General features: G+C 70.8%; 18 protein-coding genes. 10 read left to right on the forward strand and 8 right to left on the reverse strand.

Annotated features, from left to right (window positions below):
* Window positions 1-25 precede the first annotated feature (25 nt).
* The 4 genes from GN153_RS12850 to GN153_RS12865 form a co-directional block, all read right to left on the reverse strand.
* Window positions 26-910: an LLM class F420-dependent oxidoreductase gene (locus GN153_RS12850; protein WP_159903412.1), complete on the reverse strand. Its 885-nt coding sequence runs from the start codon at window positions 908-910 to the stop codon at window positions 26-28.
* A gap of 348 nt (window positions 911-1,258) precedes the next feature.
* Window positions 1,259-2,500 carry an acyl-CoA dehydrogenase family protein gene (locus GN153_RS12855; RefSeq protein WP_159903414.1) on the reverse strand — a complete coding sequence of 414 codons (1,242 nt, stop codon included), beginning with the start codon at window positions 2,498-2,500 and terminating at the stop codon, window positions 1,259-1,261.
* A gap of 223 nt (window positions 2,501-2,723) precedes the next feature.
* A complete protein-coding gene (locus GN153_RS12860) occupies window positions 2,724-3,920 on the reverse strand; it encodes an iron-containing alcohol dehydrogenase family protein (RefSeq protein WP_159903416.1) in 1,197 nt (398 codons plus the stop codon).
* On the reverse strand, window positions 3,917-4,870 hold the full coding sequence (locus GN153_RS12865) for a ring-cleaving dioxygenase (protein ID WP_159903418.1): 954 nt from the start codon (window positions 4,868-4,870) through the stop codon (window positions 3,917-3,919). The genes GN153_RS12860 and GN153_RS12865 overlap by 4 nt, the downstream gene beginning before the upstream one ends.
* 188 nt (window positions 4,871-5,058) lie before the next feature.
* On the opposite strand from GN153_RS12865, the gene GN153_RS12870 reads away from it, so the two are divergent.
* The 3 genes from GN153_RS12870 to GN153_RS12880 all read left to right on the forward strand — a co-directional run bounded on the left by GN153_RS12870 (window position 5,059) and on the right by GN153_RS12880 (window position 9,292).
* A complete protein-coding gene (locus GN153_RS12870) occupies window positions 5,059-6,264 on the forward strand; it encodes an MFS transporter (RefSeq protein WP_159903421.1) in 1,206 nt (401 codons plus the stop codon).
* 248 nt (window positions 6,265-6,512) lie between these two features.
* Entirely contained in the window at window positions 6,513-7,595 is a 1,083-nt protein-coding gene (locus tag GN153_RS17570) for a twin-arginine translocation signal domain-containing protein (protein ID WP_201287891.1), read from the forward strand.
* Between the two features lie 119 nt (window positions 7,596-7,714).
* Window positions 7,715-9,292 (forward strand): HVO_2922 family protein, encoded by a 1,578-nt coding sequence (locus GN153_RS12880; protein WP_159903423.1) that lies wholly within the window; start codon window positions 7,715-7,717, stop codon window positions 9,290-9,292.
* 52 nt (window positions 9,293-9,344) lie between these two features.
* Here GN153_RS12880 and GN153_RS12885 read toward each other — a convergent pair whose 3' ends face one another.
* On the reverse strand, window positions 9,345-10,997 hold the full coding sequence (locus tag GN153_RS12885) for a class I adenylate-forming enzyme family protein (RefSeq protein ID WP_159903425.1): 1,653 nt from the start codon (window positions 10,995-10,997) through the stop codon (window positions 9,345-9,347).
* Between the two features lie 85 nt (window positions 10,998-11,082).
* On the opposite strand from GN153_RS12885, the gene GN153_RS12890 reads away from it, so the two are divergent.
* Window positions 11,083-11,508: a dCTP deaminase gene (locus GN153_RS12890; protein ID WP_159903427.1), complete on the forward strand. Its 426-nt coding sequence runs from the start codon at window positions 11,083-11,085 to the stop codon at window positions 11,506-11,508.
* 44 nt (window positions 11,509-11,552) lie between these two features.
* On the opposite strand, the gene GN153_RS12895 is transcribed toward GN153_RS12890, so the two are convergent.
* A complete protein-coding gene (locus GN153_RS12895; RefSeq protein WP_159903429.1) occupies window positions 11,553-11,768 on the reverse strand; it encodes a hypothetical protein in 216 nt (71 codons plus the stop codon).
* Between the two features lie 116 nt (window positions 11,769-11,884).
* On the opposite strand from GN153_RS12895, the gene GN153_RS12900 reads away from it, so the two are divergent.
* From GN153_RS12900 to GN153_RS12925, 6 genes are all read left to right on the forward strand, one after another.
* Complete coding sequence (locus GN153_RS12900) at window positions 11,885-12,268, forward strand: 30S ribosomal protein S6e (RefSeq protein ID WP_159903431.1); 384 nt, start codon at window positions 11,885-11,887, stop codon at window positions 12,266-12,268.
* Window positions 12,265-12,690, forward strand: a complete 426-nt coding sequence (locus GN153_RS12905) for a DUF7112 family protein (RefSeq protein ID WP_159903433.1) — start codon at window positions 12,265-12,267, stop codon at window positions 12,688-12,690. Before GN153_RS12900 ends, GN153_RS12905 begins: the two co-directional genes overlap by 4 nt.
* Before the next feature lie 97 nt (window positions 12,691-12,787).
* A complete protein-coding gene (locus GN153_RS12910; RefSeq protein ID WP_159903435.1) occupies window positions 12,788-13,513 on the forward strand; it encodes an RAD55 family ATPase in 726 nt (241 codons plus the stop codon).
* 149 nt (window positions 13,514-13,662) lie between these two features.
* Window positions 13,663-14,019 carry an ArsR/SmtB family transcription factor gene (locus GN153_RS12915; RefSeq protein ID WP_159903437.1) on the forward strand — a complete coding sequence of 119 codons (357 nt, stop codon included), beginning with the start codon at window positions 13,663-13,665 and terminating at the stop codon, window positions 14,017-14,019.
* 81 nt (window positions 14,020-14,100) lie between these two features.
* Complete coding sequence (locus GN153_RS12920) at window positions 14,101-14,538, forward strand: DUF5807 family protein (protein ID WP_159903439.1); 438 nt, start codon at window positions 14,101-14,103, stop codon at window positions 14,536-14,538.
* A 70-nt stretch (window positions 14,539-14,608) separates the two neighbouring features.
* Window positions 14,609-15,445 (forward strand): VOC family protein, encoded by an 837-nt coding sequence (locus tag GN153_RS12925; protein WP_159903441.1) that lies wholly within the window; start codon window positions 14,609-14,611, stop codon window positions 15,443-15,445.
* 13 nt (window positions 15,446-15,458) lie between these two features.
* On the opposite strand, the gene GN153_RS12930 is transcribed toward GN153_RS12925, so the two are convergent.
* On the reverse strand, window positions 15,459-16,547 hold the full coding sequence (locus GN153_RS12930) for a DHH family phosphoesterase (RefSeq protein WP_159903443.1): 1,089 nt from the start codon (window positions 16,545-16,547) through the stop codon (window positions 15,459-15,461).
* Window positions 16,548-16,620: 73 nt separating this feature from the next.
* Entirely contained in the window at window positions 16,621-17,049 is a 429-nt protein-coding gene (locus tag GN153_RS12935) for a universal stress protein (protein WP_159903445.1), read from the reverse strand.
* Between the last annotated feature and the right edge of the window lie 62 nt (window positions 17,050-17,111).

Genomic DNA, 17,111 nt, shown 5'->3' on the forward strand with positions numbered 1-17,111 from the left:
GCGCGCAGGCGCCAGTAAAAGCTGTCTATCGCTCCAGCAGCCCGACCTCGGCCAGCGTCCCGGCAACGGTCTCCAGCAGGTCGACGTGCTCGCCGACGCCGTCGAGCCCCTGCTCCTGGGTGGTCACGGCGAGATAGTCGGCGCCGACTGCCTGCCAGGCCTCAGCACGGCGGACCCACTCGTCGGGTTCGCCGGGCGGGACACTCATCCGCCCCTGGAGGCCGACGTCGGCGGGGTCGCGGTCCGCGTCCTCGACGTACTCGTAGAGGTCCGCCAGTTCGGCCTCGGCTTCCTCCCGGTCCTCCGCGGGGTCGAACTGCGGGACCCAGCCGTCGCCCTTCTCGGCGATGCGGCGCTTGACGGGGTCCGCCGTCCCACCCAGCCACAGCGGGACCGGTTCATCGGGCCGGGGGTTGATCCCCACGCCCGGCAGGTCGTGAAAGCGTCCCTCGAACTCGACGACCTCCTCGGTCCAGAGCCGCCGGAGCACGTCCAGTTGCTCGGTCATCCGCGGGCCGCGGTCGTCGAACTCCTCGCCCAGGGCGACGTACTCCAGGGGGTTCCAGCCGACCGCCACGCCCAGGCGGAACCCGCCATCACAAAACCGGGCGACCTGGGCAGCCTGTTTCGCCACGAGGGCGGTCTGGCGCTGCGGGAGGATGAGGATGGCCGTCCCGAACGCCAGGTCGTCGGTGACCGCCGCGAGGTGCGAGAGGGTGGTCAGCGGCTCGTGGAACAGGTCGTCGTTGTCGTAGGGCCCCTCCCAGTCGCGGTCGGGGTCGACGCCGAGGACGTGGTCCGAGGCCAGGATGTGGTCGTAGCCGGCCGCCTCGACCCCCTGTGCGTACTCGCGGAGAGGTCCGGGGTCGGGGCCGAGTTCGAGGGTGGGGAGTACCGTGCCGAGTTCCATACGCCGAGCGGTCGCGGCAGGGACTTCAAGCTACGTGGTCGGTGCGTCATGTTTGGCCTCCCGGGAACAGGGCCAACACGAAAGCCCCGTGCCTTTCAGTTCCACCCGAAACCACACACCTCCCCAGCCGACTGCGCTCCTCGTCGCTCGCGGTGCTCGCTCCTGCGGTGCTCATCCCTCGCACGGCGCCCGTCGCGCGAGGACACGCGCGACGGCGTGCGCCCGAGGTGTTGACCATACGGGTGAGACTGAGAAGGGGGCTTTCCTGCTGTTCGGAGCTTCCGACTCGGATTCCGCTCTGATTCCCGTACGTCAAAAAATCGGTCGGGGTTGCGTGTGCGAGGCGACTTACTCGGTCTTGTCGAGTTCGTCGTCGAACCGGACGACGTTCTCCAGGTCCTCGTCGTAGACGTCCTCGAAGGCGTTGCGGGCGATGGTGCGGCGGTGGACCTCGTCGGCGCCGTCGACGATCCGGAACGGCCGGACGCTCTCGTAGAAGTGGGCGACGGGCAGGTCCTTGCTGATGCCGTGGCCGCCGAGACACTGGACCGCCAGGTCCATGATCTCGTTTGTGACGTTGGCGGTGAAGGTCTTGGACATCGCGACCTCGATGCGGGCGTCGCTGTTGTCGAGTTCACGCGCGGCGTGGCGGACCATCGACCGGGCGGCGTGGAGGTCGGTCTCGGCGTCGGCGATCCGGTGGCGAAGCGCCTGCTTGTCCGACAGCGACTCGCCGAAGGCCTCCCGGTCCTGGATGTAGGATTTCGCGATCTCCAGGGCGCGCTCGGCCATCCCGGAGTAGCGCATGCAGTGGGTCAGCCGGCCGCCGCCCAGCCGCAGTTGGGCCAGCCGGAACCCGCCGCCCTCCTCGCCGAGCAGCATGTCCTCGGGGAGCCGGACGTTGTGATACTTGACCTCGGCGTGGCCGCGCTCGATGTCGACGATGCCGTGGCCGCCGAGGTGGGGGATGTTGCGGACGATCTCGACGCCGTCAAGATCCGTCGGCACCAGAAAGAGCGAGGTGCCCTCGTAGGGGTGGGCGTCCATGTCCGTCCGGGCCATCACCAGCAGGACGTCGGCGTTGTAGCCGTCGGAGGTCCACCACTTGTGGCCATTCAGAACCCACTCGTCGCCGTCCTTCTCGGCGGTGGTCCGGAGCATCTTCGGGTCAGAGCCCGCTCCCTGGGTGGGCTCGGTCATCGAGAAGGCGGTGCGGATGTCACCCTGCACGAGCGGCCGGAGGTACTCCTCCTTCTGTTCCTCGGTGCCGGCGATCTCGAGGGTGTGCATGTTCCCCTCCTGGGGGGCGTTCGCGCGGATGGACAGCGCGCCCATCAGCGACCGGCCGACCTGCTCGAAGGAGGGCAGCATGTCCCGGAAGCCCAGCCCCTGCCCGCCGTACTCTTCGGGGACCTGGGGCGCGAACAGGTCTCGCTCCTTGGCCTGCTCCCAGAAGTCGTGGATCTCCGCCTCGGAGACGAGTTCCCCGGTCCGGAGCGCCTCCCGCTCGCGGGGGAGGACCTCGTCCTCCATGAACGCTTCAACTCTCGTCGCGACCTCTTTTGCTTTCTCGGAGTCGTGGTACTCCATACCTATTCCCACGAGTGCAACACTAAAACTATGGCGGAGACCGTCCGGCGTGCCGGTGGTTACCTTCGCGGCCGAGGGGTGCCACGAACCGACAGGAGATGGCCGTTGACTGTCGAAATTCAGTACTCGTCGGCCCGATTCCGGCGGATCCGACAGTTCCGCCGGACCGCGCTCCACCTGCGGTGACGCTCCGTCAGTGTCGACGCCCCCGGTCGCGGACGGCTCAGTGCGCGTCCTCGAGGACCCCCACCATGTCCTCGACGGTCAGCTCCAGCCCCTCAGGGAGGTTCACGATCAGCGGGTCGTCGACCACCGCGCGCGCGACATCCTCGAACTGGTCGGGCTCGGGCCCCTCGGTGTCCCGCAGCCGCGCGGGCAGCCCGAGTCCGTCGCGCACGTCGGCGACCGCCTCCACGACGGCCTCGGCGGGGTCTCCGGCGTCGCCGACACCGAACGCCTCCGCCAGCAGCTCCCGGCGACCCTCCACTTCCCCGAAGAGGTACCGCAGCGCGTGGGGCGCGACGACGGCGTGGGCCGCGCCCTGTTGGATGTCCGAGTAGGCAGTCAGCCCGTGGCCGAAGGCGTGGATCAGCCCGAGCGTGCCGCCGTCGGGCCGGGAGATGCCGTACTGAACCAGGAGGAGCCCCTCCAGAGAGGGCGCGGCGGTCTCGACGGTGACGCGCTCGCCCAGGTCCGGCAGCGCGTCGGTCAGCACGTCCAGCCCCCGCACGGCCGTCGCGTCCGTGAACGGCGTGGCGGCGCTTGTGTAGAGCGTCTCGACCCCCTTGTCGAAGCCGTTCATCGCCGAGGCCCTGAGGATCCCCGGGGGCGTGGTCGCGACCAGTTCGGGGTCGCCGACGACCGCGGCCGACATCAGCGCGGGGTCGGAGACGCCGCCGTCGACGGGTTCCGCGACCGGGCAGGTCGCGGGGTCGGCGTTGATCCCCGCGACCTGCGAGAGGTCCGCGCCCGCGAGCGTCGTGGGCACCGCCACCACGGGCGGTGCCTCGCCCTCGATGGCGATGGTACCGGTCTCCTCCATTTCGGTGCCGACGGCCGCCCGGTCGACTCCCTGGCTGTCCTTGCTGGCGATGGCCGCCGCGGCCTTCGAGACGTCGATGCTGCTGCCCCCGCCAAGCCCCACGAGCGCGTCCGCGCCCGTCTCCTCCATGGCCTCGACGACGTCGAGTGCGGTGCTGACAAGCTTGTCCGGCGTGGTCTCCGCGAGCACTCCCGCGAGCCGGTCGCCCAGCCCCTCGCGGACCGGGTCGATGACCTCGGGTGTGGTGCCGACCGTCTGCCCCGCCACCACCAGCGCCCGCTCGGCGCCGAGCGCCTCCAGTTCGTCGTCGAGGTCGCCCGCTGCGCCCTCGCCGTACCGGACCGCGCCGGGCTCGTAGGCGAAGCGGTAGTCGGTCATTTCGCCACCTCCGTCTCGACGGCCGGCAGGGCGGTCTCGATCGCCTCGCGCTCGTCTTCGAGCCACTCCGGAAGGGTCAGCCGCGAGCCCAGCTCCTCGACGTCCTCGTCAGCGGTGAAGCCCGGTCCCATGGTGGAGACCTCGAAGAGGACCCCACCGGGCTCGCGCGCGTAGATGGCGTGGAAGTACTTCCGGTCGATGGTCTCGGAGACGCGCAGTCCCTGATCTTTGAACGCCTCCCGGTAGGCTTCCTGTTCGTCGGTGTCCTCGGCCTTGAACGCGACGTGGTGGACCGTCCCGACACCCATCCGCCCGCGCTCGGCGTCGGTCCCGACGAGGTCGACCGTCGTCCCCGGCCGCTCGCCGACCGCAGTCCGGTACCGGCGCCGCCCGTCCTCCTCGCCCGCGAACTCGTACCCCAACACGTCAGTCAGCACCCGCTCGGTCGGCTCGAATCCGGCGACGGCCAGGGTCACGCCGTCGAAGCCACGGAGCTGGTGGTCGGCCGGGACCGAACTCCCCTCCCAGGGTTCGGCGGGGGCCTCGGCTGCGGCTTCGGTCCCCACCAGCTCCAGCCCGATGCCGTCGGGATCGGAGAAGGAGAGGACGGGCTCGCCGAAGCGCTCGGTCCCGGTGACGTCGACGCCGCGGTCGGCCAGCCGGTCGCGCCAGTAACCGACCGACTCCGGACGGACCGCGTAGGCGGTGGCCCCGACCTGGCCGGCGCCGAACTCCCCCTGGCGGCCCTCGTCGGTCCAGGGGAAGAACGTGATGGCCGTCCCCGGCGTCCCCCGGCGGTCGCCGAAGTAGAAGTGGTAGGTGTGGGTGTCGTCGTGGTTGACGGTCCGCTTCACGAAGCGGAGCCCGAGGGTGTCGACGTAGAAGTCCGCGTTTCGCCCCGGGTCGCCCGCGATGGCCGTCACGTGGTGGATGCCCGCTGTCTCTGGCATACCCTCCGGTAGGACCCCCTCCCATGTAGGGCTTGTTCGGACACCGGTGACACCAGGTTACCATCCGGTACCCGCCCGCCCGGTGACGACCGGGCGACCCTCTCACCGCCGCGACCGGCCCGACTCGCCGCCGGTCCTGCCGCGGGGAGTTCGGGCGATTCAAGGCGGCCGGCGTCAACGTTCGGGCAGTGTCACGGCGCAGCCTCTTCGGCTCGCTCTGTGCGATGGTGTTCCTCGTGAACCTCGCGCGGGTGGTCTTCGCCCCGCTGGTCCAGCCGGTCGCCGCCGAGTTCGGCGTCCCCGCGGCGTCGCTGGGCGTGGTGACCAGCGCCGCCTGGCTCGGCAGTGCCGCCCCGCGCCTGCCCACCGGCTACCTCCTGACGCGGTTCCCCCGCCACCACGTCGTCGCGGCCGCGGGCTCGGTGCTGGCCGTCGCGGCCGCGGGGACCGCCTTCGCCGACTCCATCCCGCTGCTCGCGGCCGGCGCGTTCGCGATGGGGCTGTCCAGCGGCGTCTACTTCATCGCGGCCAACCCCCTGGTCAGCGAGCTGTTCCGCGAGCGGGTCGGCACCGCGATCGGGGTCCACGGCGCAGCCAGCCAGCTCGCCGCGGTCGCCGCGCCGGTGTTCCTGAGCGTCCTGCTCGTGGTCGGCCGGTGGGAGACGGCGTTTTTCGTCATCTCGGGCTGTGCGGTGCTGGCGACGGGCGCGCTCGTGCTGACGGCCCGCCGGACGGCGCTGCCCTCGGTCGGCGCCGCGGACCGTAGCCTCCGGGCGGCCGCCCGCGCGCAGTGGAAGCTGGTGCTCACTGGCGTCGTCTTCATCGGCGCCGCGGGCTTTCTCTGGAACGGCCTGTTCAACCTCTACGGCGACTACCTCACCGTCGTGAAGGGGATCGACCCCGGGACCGGCCGGCTGCTGCTCTCGGGGATGTTCGCCGCCGGCGTCCCCGCCTTCTTCCTCACCGGGCGGCTGGCCGACCGGGTGCCCAACGTCCCGCTCATCCTCGGGATCATCGCGGGCTTCGTCGTCTGCACGCTCGCGCTCACCGCCGTTACGGGGGTCCTCGCCGTCGCCGCTGTCAGCGTCGTGCTCGGCTTCGCCGTCCACGCGCTGTTCCCGGCGATGGACACCTACATGCTCAGCGCGCTGCCCGACCACCACCGCGGGAGCGCCTACGCGCTGTACTCCGCGACGATGATGGTCGTCCAGGCGCTTGGCTCGGGGGCCGTCGGGATGGCCGTCGCCCAGGGGCTGGGCTACACCGCCGTCTTCCGCGGGCTCGCCGTCGGCGTCGGCGCTCTCGTCCTCGCGCTGTACGTTCTCTACACCCGGGACCGCCTGCCGACCGGCGGCACGCCCGGCGAGACCCCGGCCGCCGGTGCGACCGACTGACGCCGCCTTCCCGGTGAGGCGGCCGCTCTCCGGGCCGCTGCCCGACCGGCGCTCATCCGGACTGACCCCGGGCGGCCCGGGGCACTATACACTTAGGGACCGGATTTACCCCAGGAGACAGCGACTGCCCGGACGCACGGGATGAGGGCGACACACAGGACTGCGACCGAGCCTGGAGTATCGGATACCGAACGACGCGCGCTCGCAGTCGCCGACCGGGGCGACGTGGCGGAGCGGAGGGCCGACAGATGAGTGACGGCTCCCGGAACCCGAGCCGGCGCCGGGTGCTGAAGACGCTCGGGGTGTCGGCAGCGGTGACCGGCCTCGCGGGCTGTTCGGGCGGCGGCGACGGTGGAGGCGACACCGGCGGAACCGACACGCCTGCCGGCAGCGACGGGTCCGGCGGCGACACGTCCGGCGGCGATACCGGGGACGATACCTCAGGTGGCGGGTCGGCGACCGAGACCGAACCGCCGGGCACCGAGAGCCCCTACGAGACCCGCGTCGACGAGCGGATGACCGAGACGACGCGGTACACCTACGACCTGGCGGGCGGCGCCAGGATCCGCCTGCACGTCGAGAGTTTCGACGGGGAGAACACGCTGGTGTACACGAGCCGCAGCGGGCACGCTCTGCTGAACGACGCCACGCGGGGCTCGGAGACGTGGGTCGTGGAGGTCCCCGAGTCAGGCGAGTACACCGTCGAGGTCTCCCCGAACGGGGAGGCCAGAGCCGTCCTCGGCGTGGCCGAGGGGTCGGGCACGGACGTGTCCGGCGGGGAGAGCGGGTCCGGCCGCTGCGGGGATCTGACGGAGGGCGGGTACAGCCGCTACGACGAGCCCGACTCCCCCTTCGTCGGTACCTTCGAGTATCCCGGCAGCGTCGCGGCCACCGGCACCGTCAACAACTTCCACTCGCTGACGATCCGGCAGTACATCGGCGACAGGCAGGCGTTCGACATCTTCCCGACCCAGAAGCTCGTGGGGACGGACTCGCCGACCGACGCCCAGCTCGGGAACGTCGAGGGGCTCGAACGGGTCGGCGAGTTCGAGTTCGGCGGCGACACCGTGCCGCTGGTCCGGGCGTCGCCGGCCCCCAACGGCGACAACGGGACGAACTACTACCGCAGCTATCCCTACTACGTCGCCGGGCTGCCACACGAGGGCTCCGACGGGACCAAGTACTACCGGATGTCCGTCAAGGCGACGGTCCAGTTCTCGAACGACCTGGAGCCGACAGTCTGCGGGGACACCTTCGATGAGGTCGCGAGACGCGTGATGACCTCGCTCGAACCCAACCCCGACACGACAGTCGAGGAGGAGGGCGTCTGACTGCCAGGACCGGCGGAGGACACCTGCCCGACGGTCGCTACTTCCTCCCTTCTGAGTGGGGGGTCTTGTATTTTTTCGGATATTTTTATGTGGGCTGGTACCATCGCACAAAAACAGGCATGTCGACAGACACCGGCGGGACGCTTTCAGCGGTTTACCAGAACCGGATCGGGACGCCGACCACACACGACGAGGTCCGGGGGTACTGGATATTCCTCACCGGGCTGGTGCTCGGTGTCGTCGGGTTCGTTCTCTTCTTACCCAGCGAGTCGGCCGCCGGCGCCTCGGGACTCACGCTCCGGGAGGCGAGCATCGCGCTCGCGGCGGCCGGGCTGGCGATGATCGTGGCCGGCCCGGTCATCCGACTCCCGCTGAAGTCGTGGGCCAACTACGCGGCCTACCTCGGCCAGCTCGTCTCCTTTCTCGCGGTCGTCTGGTTCGTCCTCGTCTTCCCGGCCGACTGGAACGTCCAGACCGGGAACCAGCCGGTGATCGTCCTCTACGCCGCCGGGCTGGCGGTTACGACGCTCGGCGGCGCGCTCGTCCCCCTCGTGGTCGGCACGACCCGCGATGACCTGGAGGCCAGCCAGCGCCGTGCCGCCGACCTGGAGGAGGACCTGCGGGACCTGCGCCGCGAGCGCGACCGGCTGGAGACCGAACTCGAGGAGACCCGCGGGGCGGGTGCGACCGCCGCCGACCGGACCGAGACCCTCGAGGCCGACCTGGCGGAACTCGAGGCCCAGCTCGACTCCCTGCGGGCCAGCCAGGCGCAGTTCGAGCTGTACGAGGACACGGCCGGGGAGTACCGCTGGCGGCTGCGCCACCGCAACGGCAACGTCGTCGCCGACGGCGGCCAGGGCTACACCCGCAAGCACAACGCCAAGAAGGGGCTGGCCAGCGTCCGGCGCAACGCGCTGGGCGCGAGCCTGCTCGAGATCGAGCCCGACCCGGAGACCGAAGAGCCGGAGGAGGCCCTGGAGGAGGCGCCGCTGATCCCCGACGTCGAGGAGAGTCAGGCCACCTTCGAGGTCTACGAGGACGAGGCCGACCAGTGGCGCTGGCGGCTGGTCCACGACAACGGCGAGGTCATCGCAGACGGCGGGGAAGGGTACGCCTCGAAGCGCAACGCCCGCGAGGGCCTCGAGAGCGTGAAACGCAACGCCGGTCCCGCGAGCTACCTCCAGTTCGACCCCGTCTCCTTCGAGGTCTACCGCGACGGGGCCGGCGAGTGGCGCTGGCGACTGGTCCACAAGAACGGGAACATCATCGCGGCCGCGAGCGAGGGGTACACCCGCCGCCGGGACGCCCGCCGGTCGGTCGACACGGTCAAGGACACGCTCGCGGACGACGCCTTCGAGGTCTACGAAGACGCGCGCGGCGACCACCGCTGGCGGCTCACGGCCGCGAACAACGAGGTCATCGCCACCAGCGGCGAGGGCTACTCCTCGGCGTCGGAGGCCCGCGGGGCGGTCGAGCGCGTCCAGGCGTACGCCCCCGAGGCCGACGCGCTGGACGTCGGCTTCGCCGCCTTCGAGGTCTACCGCGACCAGACAGAGGAGTGGCGGTGGCGGCTCCGCCACCGCAACGGCGAGGTCATCGCGGACGGCGGGGAGGGGTACGCCAGCCGCCACGGCATCCACGACGCCATCGAGAGCGTGAAGCGGAACGCGCCGGGCGCCGAGACCGCCGAGGCCTGACCTGCTCGCAAGCCGTTCCTGCCGCCAGTTCTCTCGACGTTCTCCGCTCTCCTCACTCCTGATACCGGTCCGCCACCCGCTCGCGGAGCTCCCCCTTCCGGACCTTGGCGCCGTGAGGCCCTTCAGTCCGGGGGAACTCCTCGACGAATTCGATATCTTCGGGGACCTTGTAGTCGGCCACCTCCGCCGCGAGCGACTCGCGGAGGGTCGCCGCATCCAGGTCGCCATCGTCGCCGTCGCTCCCGTCAGCGCGGATGACGAAGGCCACGGGGACCTGGCCGTGGCGGGGGTGGGACGCGCCGACGACCTGGGCCTGGTCGACGCCCGGCTGCCCGTTGAGGGCGGCCTCGATGTCCCGCGGCGTGACCAGGAAACCCCGGACCCGGAGCGCGTCGTCGAGCCGCGACCGGTAGTAGAAGTAGCCCGCCTCGTCCCGAACCCCGAGGTCGCCGGTGTGAAGCCACCCCCCGTCGTCGACCGCCGCGGCGGTCTGCTCGGGCTTGTCGTGGTACCCGTTCATGACGTTGTACCCCCGCAGGCAGAGCTCCCCCTCCTCGCCCGCAGGGAGTTCCTCGCCGGTCTCTGGGTCGACGACCCGGACCTCCGCGTCGGGGTGGACCGGCGGGCCGCCGACCCGCTCGCGCTGCTCCAGTGGGTCATCGGGGTCGCCGACGAAGACCATGCTGTTGCCCTCGGAGATGCCGTAGGGCTGGACCAGCGGGAAGTCGAAGGCGGCCTCCAGTTCCGCGAAGACCTCGCCGTCGACCCCCATCGTGAGGAAGGCGGTCACGCCGCGTCTGAGCGTGGCGACCCGCTCGGGGTCGAAGCTCTCCGACCGGCGCATCCGGTCGAACATCACCGCCTGCGCGTTGCAGTAGGTGACGCCGTGTTCTTCTATCAGGTCCAGCGTCCGCTCGGGCTCGAAGTGGGTTTCGACGACCAGCGGGATGCCCCGCGAGAGCGCGCTCAGCATGGTGTTGTACCCCCAGACCCCACAGAACGGAAGCACGCCGAGCGCGACGTCGTCGGACCCGAGTCCGAGGTAGCTGCCGACGTTGTAGGAGTGGTTCAGCACCGACCGGCTGGACTGGAGACAGCCCTTCGGGTCGCTGGTGGTCCCGCTGGTGTAGAAGACCGTGACGGGTGCCTCCGGGTCGGTGGTCGGGTCCAGCGCGTCGACCGAGGGGGCGAGTTCGCGGTCGCGGTCGAGCACCGCCTCGTACCCCCGGACTGCGGGGAAGTCCGGGTCTGTCGAGAGCCCGACGACCGCCTCGAGCGGGACGCTCCCGGCGTCGAACTCGTCGGGGGAGTCCTCGCGGACCTCCGGGGCGACCTCGGCGAGCATCTCCAGGTAGTCGTTGCCGAGAAACGACTCCTCGGTGACCAGCACCGACGCACCCGAGTCCCGGAGCATGTACGCCAGTTCGTGGGTCCGGTAGCGGGTGTTGACCGCGACCGCGGCGGCACCGAGCCGGGAGACGGCCAGCTGTGTCGTCACCCACTCGGGGCGGTTGCCGAGCCAGACTGCGACCCGGTCGCCGGCGCCGACACCAAGGTCGGCCAGCCCGCGGGCCAGCGCCCGGCTCTCCGCGAGCAACTCGGCGTAGGTCGTCCGCTCGCCCCGGAAGTGCAGGGCGGTCGCGTCGGGGTTCCGGTCGGCGACCTCCCGGAGCCCCTCGTAGAGCGTCGCGTCGGGCCATCTCATGTCCCGGGGTTCTCGACAGCGGGACAAAAAACTCCGGCCGGAGCCGCCACACTGTTTATTCCCGTGGCGCCGCCGGATCCCGTGTATGGACTACACGCAGTTCGTCGAGGGGATCCTCCACGAACCGACCCAGACGGAGGGCCGCGGGCTGGACCTGACCGCCGCGGAGGTGTACGAGGTGACCGGGCCGGGCCGGGTCGACTTCGGCGGCGGGGAACTCGAACCTGCGGACGTGGAGCCCTGCCCGAGCCAGAAGCGCAACGAGGACGACGACTACGAGTGGTGGCACCTCGACGCCGGCCAGTACCTGCTCGAGTACAACGAGTCGCTGACCGCCGGGAACCTGGCGCTCACGATACAGACTCGCGACGAGCTCCGGGCGCGGGCCGCGTTCCACCCGACGCTGCGGGTCACCGACCTGGACCCGGTGCCCCTGTCGGTCGGCGGGGCGGGCCTCCTGCTCAAGGAGAACGCGCGGGTGTCGACGGTGGTCGGCGCGGAGCCGGCCTGAGAGCCGCCCACAGGACCGACGCTGGCCCGACGCGGGCTCCCCGCCTACCGGTCGCCGGGCCAGGGGACGGCGTCGGACCAGACGACGACTGCGGCGAGCAGGTAGGCCGCGAGGACGAGGTAAACGATGCGGGGCCACTCGGCGAACTCGGGGTAGCCCGCGACGACGGCCGCGAGGCCACCCAGGAACGCGAACAGGACCGTGGTGACGAGCTGGCGCCAGAGGTCCGTCCACGGGGGGCTGCGGAGGGCAGTGCTCATACGCGCAGTTCACAGGTGGGCGATAAGTAGCTTGTCGTGGGGCCGGGGAGATCCCCGGGGCGGCTCGCGGCCCCGAAAGGGTGCGTTTTTAACGCTCGGTCGGCTTCTCCGGGGTAATGGCAGAGTTCACCGTCGCCGTCTCGGACCCCGAGGACGGCACGACCTACCAGGTAGACGTCTCCGACCAGGACGCGAACCGCTTCGCCGGCCGGGAGATCGGCGAGGAGGTCGACGGCAGCGCCGTCGGCCTCGACGGCTACACGCTCGAGGTCACCGGCGGCTCCGACGACGCCGGCCGGCCGATGCGCGCCGACGTGGCGGGCTCGACGCTGACCGAGCTCCTGCTGGAGGGCGGCACCGGATACAACCCCGACCGCGAGGGCGAGCGCAAGCGCGTGACTGTCCGCGGCCGCGAGATAAGCGACGCGACCCGTCAGATCAACGCGAAGGTCGTCGCCCGCGGTGACACGCCGGTCGCCGACCTCCTCGAAGAGGAGTGACCGAACGCGTCCCCTCCGACCACGCCACCGTCGACAGCCACCGCGTCCACTTGGAGACCGTCGGCCGCACCGGCCGTCCCCGGGTCCCGCTTCCCGACGCCCTCGACCACGACCCCGAGGAGCTCCTCCGCCTCTCCCTCGAGGGGGACGAGGCCCACGCACAGGTCACCGCGGACCTCCGCGGCGAGCCGGGGGTCGAGGGCGCGTACCCGGACGCCCAGCTCGCCCGGGCGGGCGAGGGCGAGAACCGTCTCGCCGCGTGGCTCGACCGCCACGGGCTGGGCGAGGGCGACCCGCTCCTGTTCGACGTGGTGACCGCCGGCTACCAGTACGGCCTCCGGCGGCCGGGCGAACGGGTCGTCTACGACGCGGTCGAAGCCCCCGACGACGGGCTCGCGGACATCGCCGAGAAGTTCGGCTGACCGACCGCGGCAGGCGGGAGACTCCGGCTGTCCCGAACGCACGGGTGCCGCACGTGCGAACACTTTTTAGGACAGCCAGCCGAGAGCCGGGAAGTAGATGGTGGAACTCACGGAGACCGGTATCGACGGGCTCGACGGGATCCTGGGGGGTGGTATCGTCCGGAACTCGACGACACTCGTCTCCGGAAACCCGGGTGCCGGCAAGAGCGTCTTCGGGTTGCAGTACGTCTACAACGGCGTCGAGTCCTTCGACCAGGACGGGATCTACCTCTCCTTCGAGGAGAACGCCGAGGACCTCAGGGAGGCCGCCGAGTCGATCGGCTTCGAGAACTGGCAGACCCACGTCGACTCGGGCGCGATCCGCGTGTTCGACAAGCGGGAGCTGCTGCGCGAGAACGACTTCAACTCCTCGCTTGAGGTCATCCTCGACGACGTCCAGGACTCCCGCTACGAGCGGCTGGTGCTCGACTCGCTGACCATGTTCCAGCTCTTTTTCGAGGACGAGCGCGAGAAGCGGACGTACCTGCTGAAACTCACCGACATCCTCCGGGAGAACGACCTCACCACGGTGATGACCAACGAGCAGGGGACGGTGTTCCCGGAAACCGACATCGGCCTGGAGAACTTCCTGACCGACGGCAACATCTTCCTGCTGCAGACGCCGACGGAGTCGGGCGTCAACCGCTACGTCTGGGTCGCGAAGATGCGAAAACAGGACATCGACACCGACATCTTCCCGATGGAGATCACACAGGGCGGAATCCGGGTCCACGAAAACGCCAGCGCGTTCTCGATGATGGGCGAGGGGGAGTCCCCCCTCTGACCCCGCAGTTATCACTGACGAAAACGAACCCGCCGGTCGGCGACACTTTCGCCCGGTTTAGTAGCCGTCTACCTTCCTCTTTCGGTGTTTTCACGGCGTTTCAATTCCCGATAGCTTTAACCTTCGTCCGCCACGACCCTGCGTATCAGATGGCGTCAGTAGACGTACTCCGCACGCTGGGGAACAAATACAGCGCCGAGATACTGGAGGCGACCGGGGAACCCCGTTCCGCGCAGGAACTGAGCGACGAACTCGACATCCCGATCGCCACCTGCTACCGGCGGATCGACGAGCTGACCGAACACGGGTTGCTCGAGTTGCACGACAACGTCCTCTCGGAGGACCGGCGGCGGATCAAGGTCTACCGGCGGAACGTCGAGGGGGTCCGGGTGGCCTTCGGCGACGAACTCGCCATCGACGTCGAGGAGCGCTCGACGGTCACGAACAAGCTCGACGAGGCCTGGCGCAGCCTCTCGGAGAAACCCGCCTGTACCTCCTCGTCCTGACGCCGCCGGCGCCGACGCTGTTCGGACCGCCGGCCGGCCCCGACCGCACCCCTTTTGACCGCCGCCCCACTCCCGCCAGCAATGACCGACCGCGAGCAGTTCCTCGCCGGCGAGCGCCCCGACGACGTCGCCTTCTTCCTCCACGAGGCCGCCGTCTCCGGGATCGACGCACTCGCCGAGCGGGGCGAGCGCACCGCCGAGGGCGTCGTGCTGGTCGTCGACGGCGAGGCCGGCCGGCAGGCCTTCCAGTCCGCGACGGGCATCGACCCGATGGCCTTCGCCCGGGAGGCGATGGGCACCGAGGGTCGGGTCGATCGGGACCTCACCGGGGGGACCTGCCCGGACAGCGAGGGCGACGGCGGGGACCGCGAGGGCCACGAGGCCCGCCTGATTTTCGCCTTCGCCGAAGCACAGAACGAGGACGTCGAGGGGCTGTACGCCGAGGGCGACGTGGTCCACGCCTACGTCGCCTGCGAGTGCGGCCAGCGCTACTCCGAGAAGTGGCTGACAGGGGAGTGACCGGCCCGTCCACGAGTGCCCCGACCGTCCACGGCCAGGTATATCGGGCGCGGGAGCGAACTGTCGGAGGATGACCGGACCGTCGACCGACGAACTGCCGGCGGAGACGCGGGTCGGGCGGAGCGCGCTCCGGGTCGCGGACCTCGAGGAGATGACGGCCTTCTACCGCGATGTCGTCGGCCTCCAGGTACTCGACCGCGCCACGGAGACGGCGACGCTGGGCGCCGGCGGGACGGCGCTGCTCGTCCTGGAGGCCGACGCAGAGGCCGGCACCCGGGCGGGACCGGGGCTCTACCACAACGCTTTCCGGGTTCCTTCGCGGGCGGCTCTGGGCGACGCGCTGGAGCGGGTCCGGGACCGCTGGGAACTGGACGGCGCCTCCGACCACCGCGTGAGCGAGGCGCTGTATCTCACCGACCCCGAGGGCAACGGCGTCGAGGTCTACCGGGACTTCCCGCGGGAATCGTGGCCGGAGACCGACGACGGCCGGGCCGGCATGGCGACCGACCCGCTCGACCTCCCGGCGCTCGAAACCGCCGCCGCGGGCGAGGACGGGGTCCCCGACGACACCGACCTCGGCCACGTCCACCTGGAGGTGTCCTCGCTCGACGCCGTCCAGGAGTTCTACGTCGACGCCCTCGGATTTGCGGTCCGGGACTCCTACCCCGGCGCGCTGTTCGTCGCCGCGGGCGGCTACCACCACCACGTCGGCGCCAACGTCTGGAACGAACGGACCGGCCCCGCCGACGGTCGGGGTCTGTCGTGGGTCGAAGTCGTCGTCCCCACGGCGGGGTTCGACGCCGTCCACGAGCGCCTGGTAGAGAAGGGATACTCGCCCACCGAAACGGACGGCGGTATCGCCGTCGCCGACCCGGACGGTATCGAGGTCCGGCTGCGGGCCGAGTAGCGCAGTCGCCGGGTTACTCGCCGGCCTCCGCCCCGGCGTCGCCCTCCACGTCGAGCCGGCGGAAGGCATCCACGATGGCCTGCTTGGCGACCGCGCCCTCCGTCGTCCAGTGGTGGGCGTAGTCGAGCATGTCGTCGTAGATGTCGGGCTTGCAGCCCGCGGCCCGGGGGTGGCCGCCGCCGTTGACCTGTGCGGCGACCTCGTGGCACCGCTCGAAGCTCTCGGTTCCGCGGATCGACGCCGAGCCGGCGGGCTTGACGATGACGGCGGCGTCGGCGCCCTGCTCGCGGAGGTTTTCGGCGACCTCGTTTTGCGAGCAGCGGCCGTAGGTCACGCCCACGGTCCAGGGGCCGACCTCCCGGAGGGTGGCGCGCTCGGTCGCCTTCTCGATCAGCGCGTCCTTCTCGACGCGCTGCTCGGCAAGGAAGTCCTCGACCTCGGCGGGCAGGTCCGCGCCGTGTTCGACGACCGTGTCGATGTACTCCTCGGGCTCGGCCCAGTAGGCGTAGTCCGCCAGGTCGTCCGAGCGGGGGTCCTCGCGGACCCAGAGGTCGTGGTCGCGGGTGGCGGCCGCCAGGTCGCGGTATCGCTCCGGGAAATCGTAGTCGAGTTCCTCGAGGGTCACGTCCGCGGTGCAGACCTCGCCGGACTCGCCGACGACGAGGTCGACGCCGGCCTCCCGGACCGTCGCCGCGAGGCTCTCGTCCCACTGGTGGTGGTCGTACCACGCCACCGACGCGACCCGGTCGGCGACGGCGTCGACGGACTCGATGTCCTCGGGGCTGTCCGGACAGAGGTCACAGACGAAGAGGTGGGTCTCGGGGGTGGCGTACTCGGCGGCCCACGCCAGCGCGTCGTCGAGGTCGTGGGGGCCCGCGGGGACGAGTTCGCCGGCACCGCGGGCGACCCGGACGAGCGCGGTGCAGGCCAGCCCGTCGGCGTCGGGGTCGGCGATGACCGCCACGTCGCTGTCGAGTCGCTCGGCGGCCTCGCGTTCGGCCTGCTCGGCCTCGAACGAGTCGGGGCTGAAAAACCCCGCGCCGGGGAGGACGGACTTGCGCCCGATGGGGAGTCGGTCGTCGTCGATGAGCCAGTCGTCCATGCACGCGAAAGCGGGGCAGGCGGCAAAAGCGGCGCGGTCGGCGCGAGCGGCCGGGGTCGCGCCGGCTTTTCCCTCACTCCTCGTCGGCGAGCTGACGGACCGTCAGGACGGGCATCGGGGCCCGGCGGACGACCGCCTCGGCGACGCTGCCGAGCAGGAAGGCGTGCTCGCCGTGGCGCCCGCGGGTACCGGTGGCGACGAGGTCGGCGTCGACCGACTCGGCGTAGTCGATGACCTCGGTTGCGGGGTCGCCCTCCCGGACGACCGTCGTGACCGCGTCGGCGTGGTCGTCGACGAAGGACAGCGCCTCCTCGCCGGCGGCCCGGAGCGCGTCCCCCAGCTCCTCGCGGATGTCGGGCGGTGACTCCGCGACCTCGCCGGCGTCGACGACGTACAGCGCGTGGACCGCCGCGTCGAAGCGGGCCGCGAGGTCGAGCGCGACGGTGACGGCCCGCTCGGCGCTCTCGGAGCCGTCGGTCGCGACCACGACGGTGTCGAACATACCCGGTACAGCGAGCGGGCGGGTCAAAAGTGGTTCGGGCCCGCACCGAGGTGTGGGCGGTC

The organism is Salinirussus salinus (assembly GCF_009831455.1).
Lineage (GTDB): Archaea > Halobacteriota > Halobacteria > Halobacteriales > Haloarculaceae > Salinirussus > Salinirussus salinus.

Bases quoted from the DNA above. Each gene is read 5' to 3' on its own strand.
- GN153_RS12920 (WP_159903439.1), top strand. From the start codon at position 14,101: ATGACCGACCGCGAGCAGTTCCTCGCCGGCGAGCGCCCCGACGACGTC.
- GN153_RS12895 (WP_159903429.1), bottom strand. From the start codon at position 11,768: ATGAGCACTGCCCTCCGCAGCCCCCCGTGGACGGACCTCTGGCGCCAG.
- GN153_RS12880 (WP_159903423.1), top strand. From the start codon at position 7,715: ATGTCGACAGACACCGGCGGGACGCTTTCAGCGGTTTACCAGAACCGG.
- GN153_RS12900 (WP_159903431.1), top strand. From the start codon at position 11,885: ATGGCAGAGTTCACCGTCGCCGTCTCGGACCCCGAGGACGGCACGACC.
- GN153_RS12910 (WP_159903435.1), top strand. From the start codon at position 12,788: ATGGTGGAACTCACGGAGACCGGTATCGACGGGCTCGACGGGATCCTG.
- GN153_RS12885 (WP_159903425.1), bottom strand. From the start codon at position 10,997: ATGAGATGGCCCGACGCGACGCTCTACGAGGGGCTCCGGGAGGTCGCC.
- GN153_RS12915 (WP_159903437.1), top strand. From the start codon at position 13,663: ATGGCGTCAGTAGACGTACTCCGCACGCTGGGGAACAAATACAGCGCC.
- GN153_RS17570 (WP_201287891.1), top strand. From the start codon at position 6,513: ATGAGTGACGGCTCCCGGAACCCGAGCCGGCGCCGGGTGCTGAAGACG.
- GN153_RS12865 (WP_159903418.1), bottom strand. From the start codon at position 4,870: ATGCCAGAGACAGCGGGCATCCACCACGTGACGGCCATCGCGGGCGAC.
- GN153_RS12855 (WP_159903414.1), bottom strand. From the start codon at position 2,500: ATGGAGTACCACGACTCCGAGAAAGCAAAAGAGGTCGCGACGAGAGTT.
- GN153_RS12860 (WP_159903416.1), bottom strand. From the start codon at position 3,920: ATGACCGACTACCGCTTCGCCTACGAGCCCGGCGCGGTCCGGTACGGC.
- GN153_RS12935 (WP_159903445.1), bottom strand. From the start codon at position 17,049: ATGTTCGACACCGTCGTGGTCGCGACCGACGGCTCCGAGAGCGCCGAG.
- GN153_RS12925 (WP_159903441.1), top strand. From the start codon at position 14,609: ATGACCGGACCGTCGACCGACGAACTGCCGGCGGAGACGCGGGTCGGG.
- GN153_RS12930 (WP_159903443.1), bottom strand. From the start codon at position 16,547: ATGGACGACTGGCTCATCGACGACGACCGACTCCCCATCGGGCGCAAG.
- GN153_RS12890 (WP_159903427.1), top strand. From the start codon at position 11,083: ATGGACTACACGCAGTTCGTCGAGGGGATCCTCCACGAACCGACCCAG.
- GN153_RS12850 (WP_159903412.1), bottom strand. From the start codon at position 910: ATGGAACTCGGCACGGTACTCCCCACCCTCGAACTCGGCCCCGACCCC.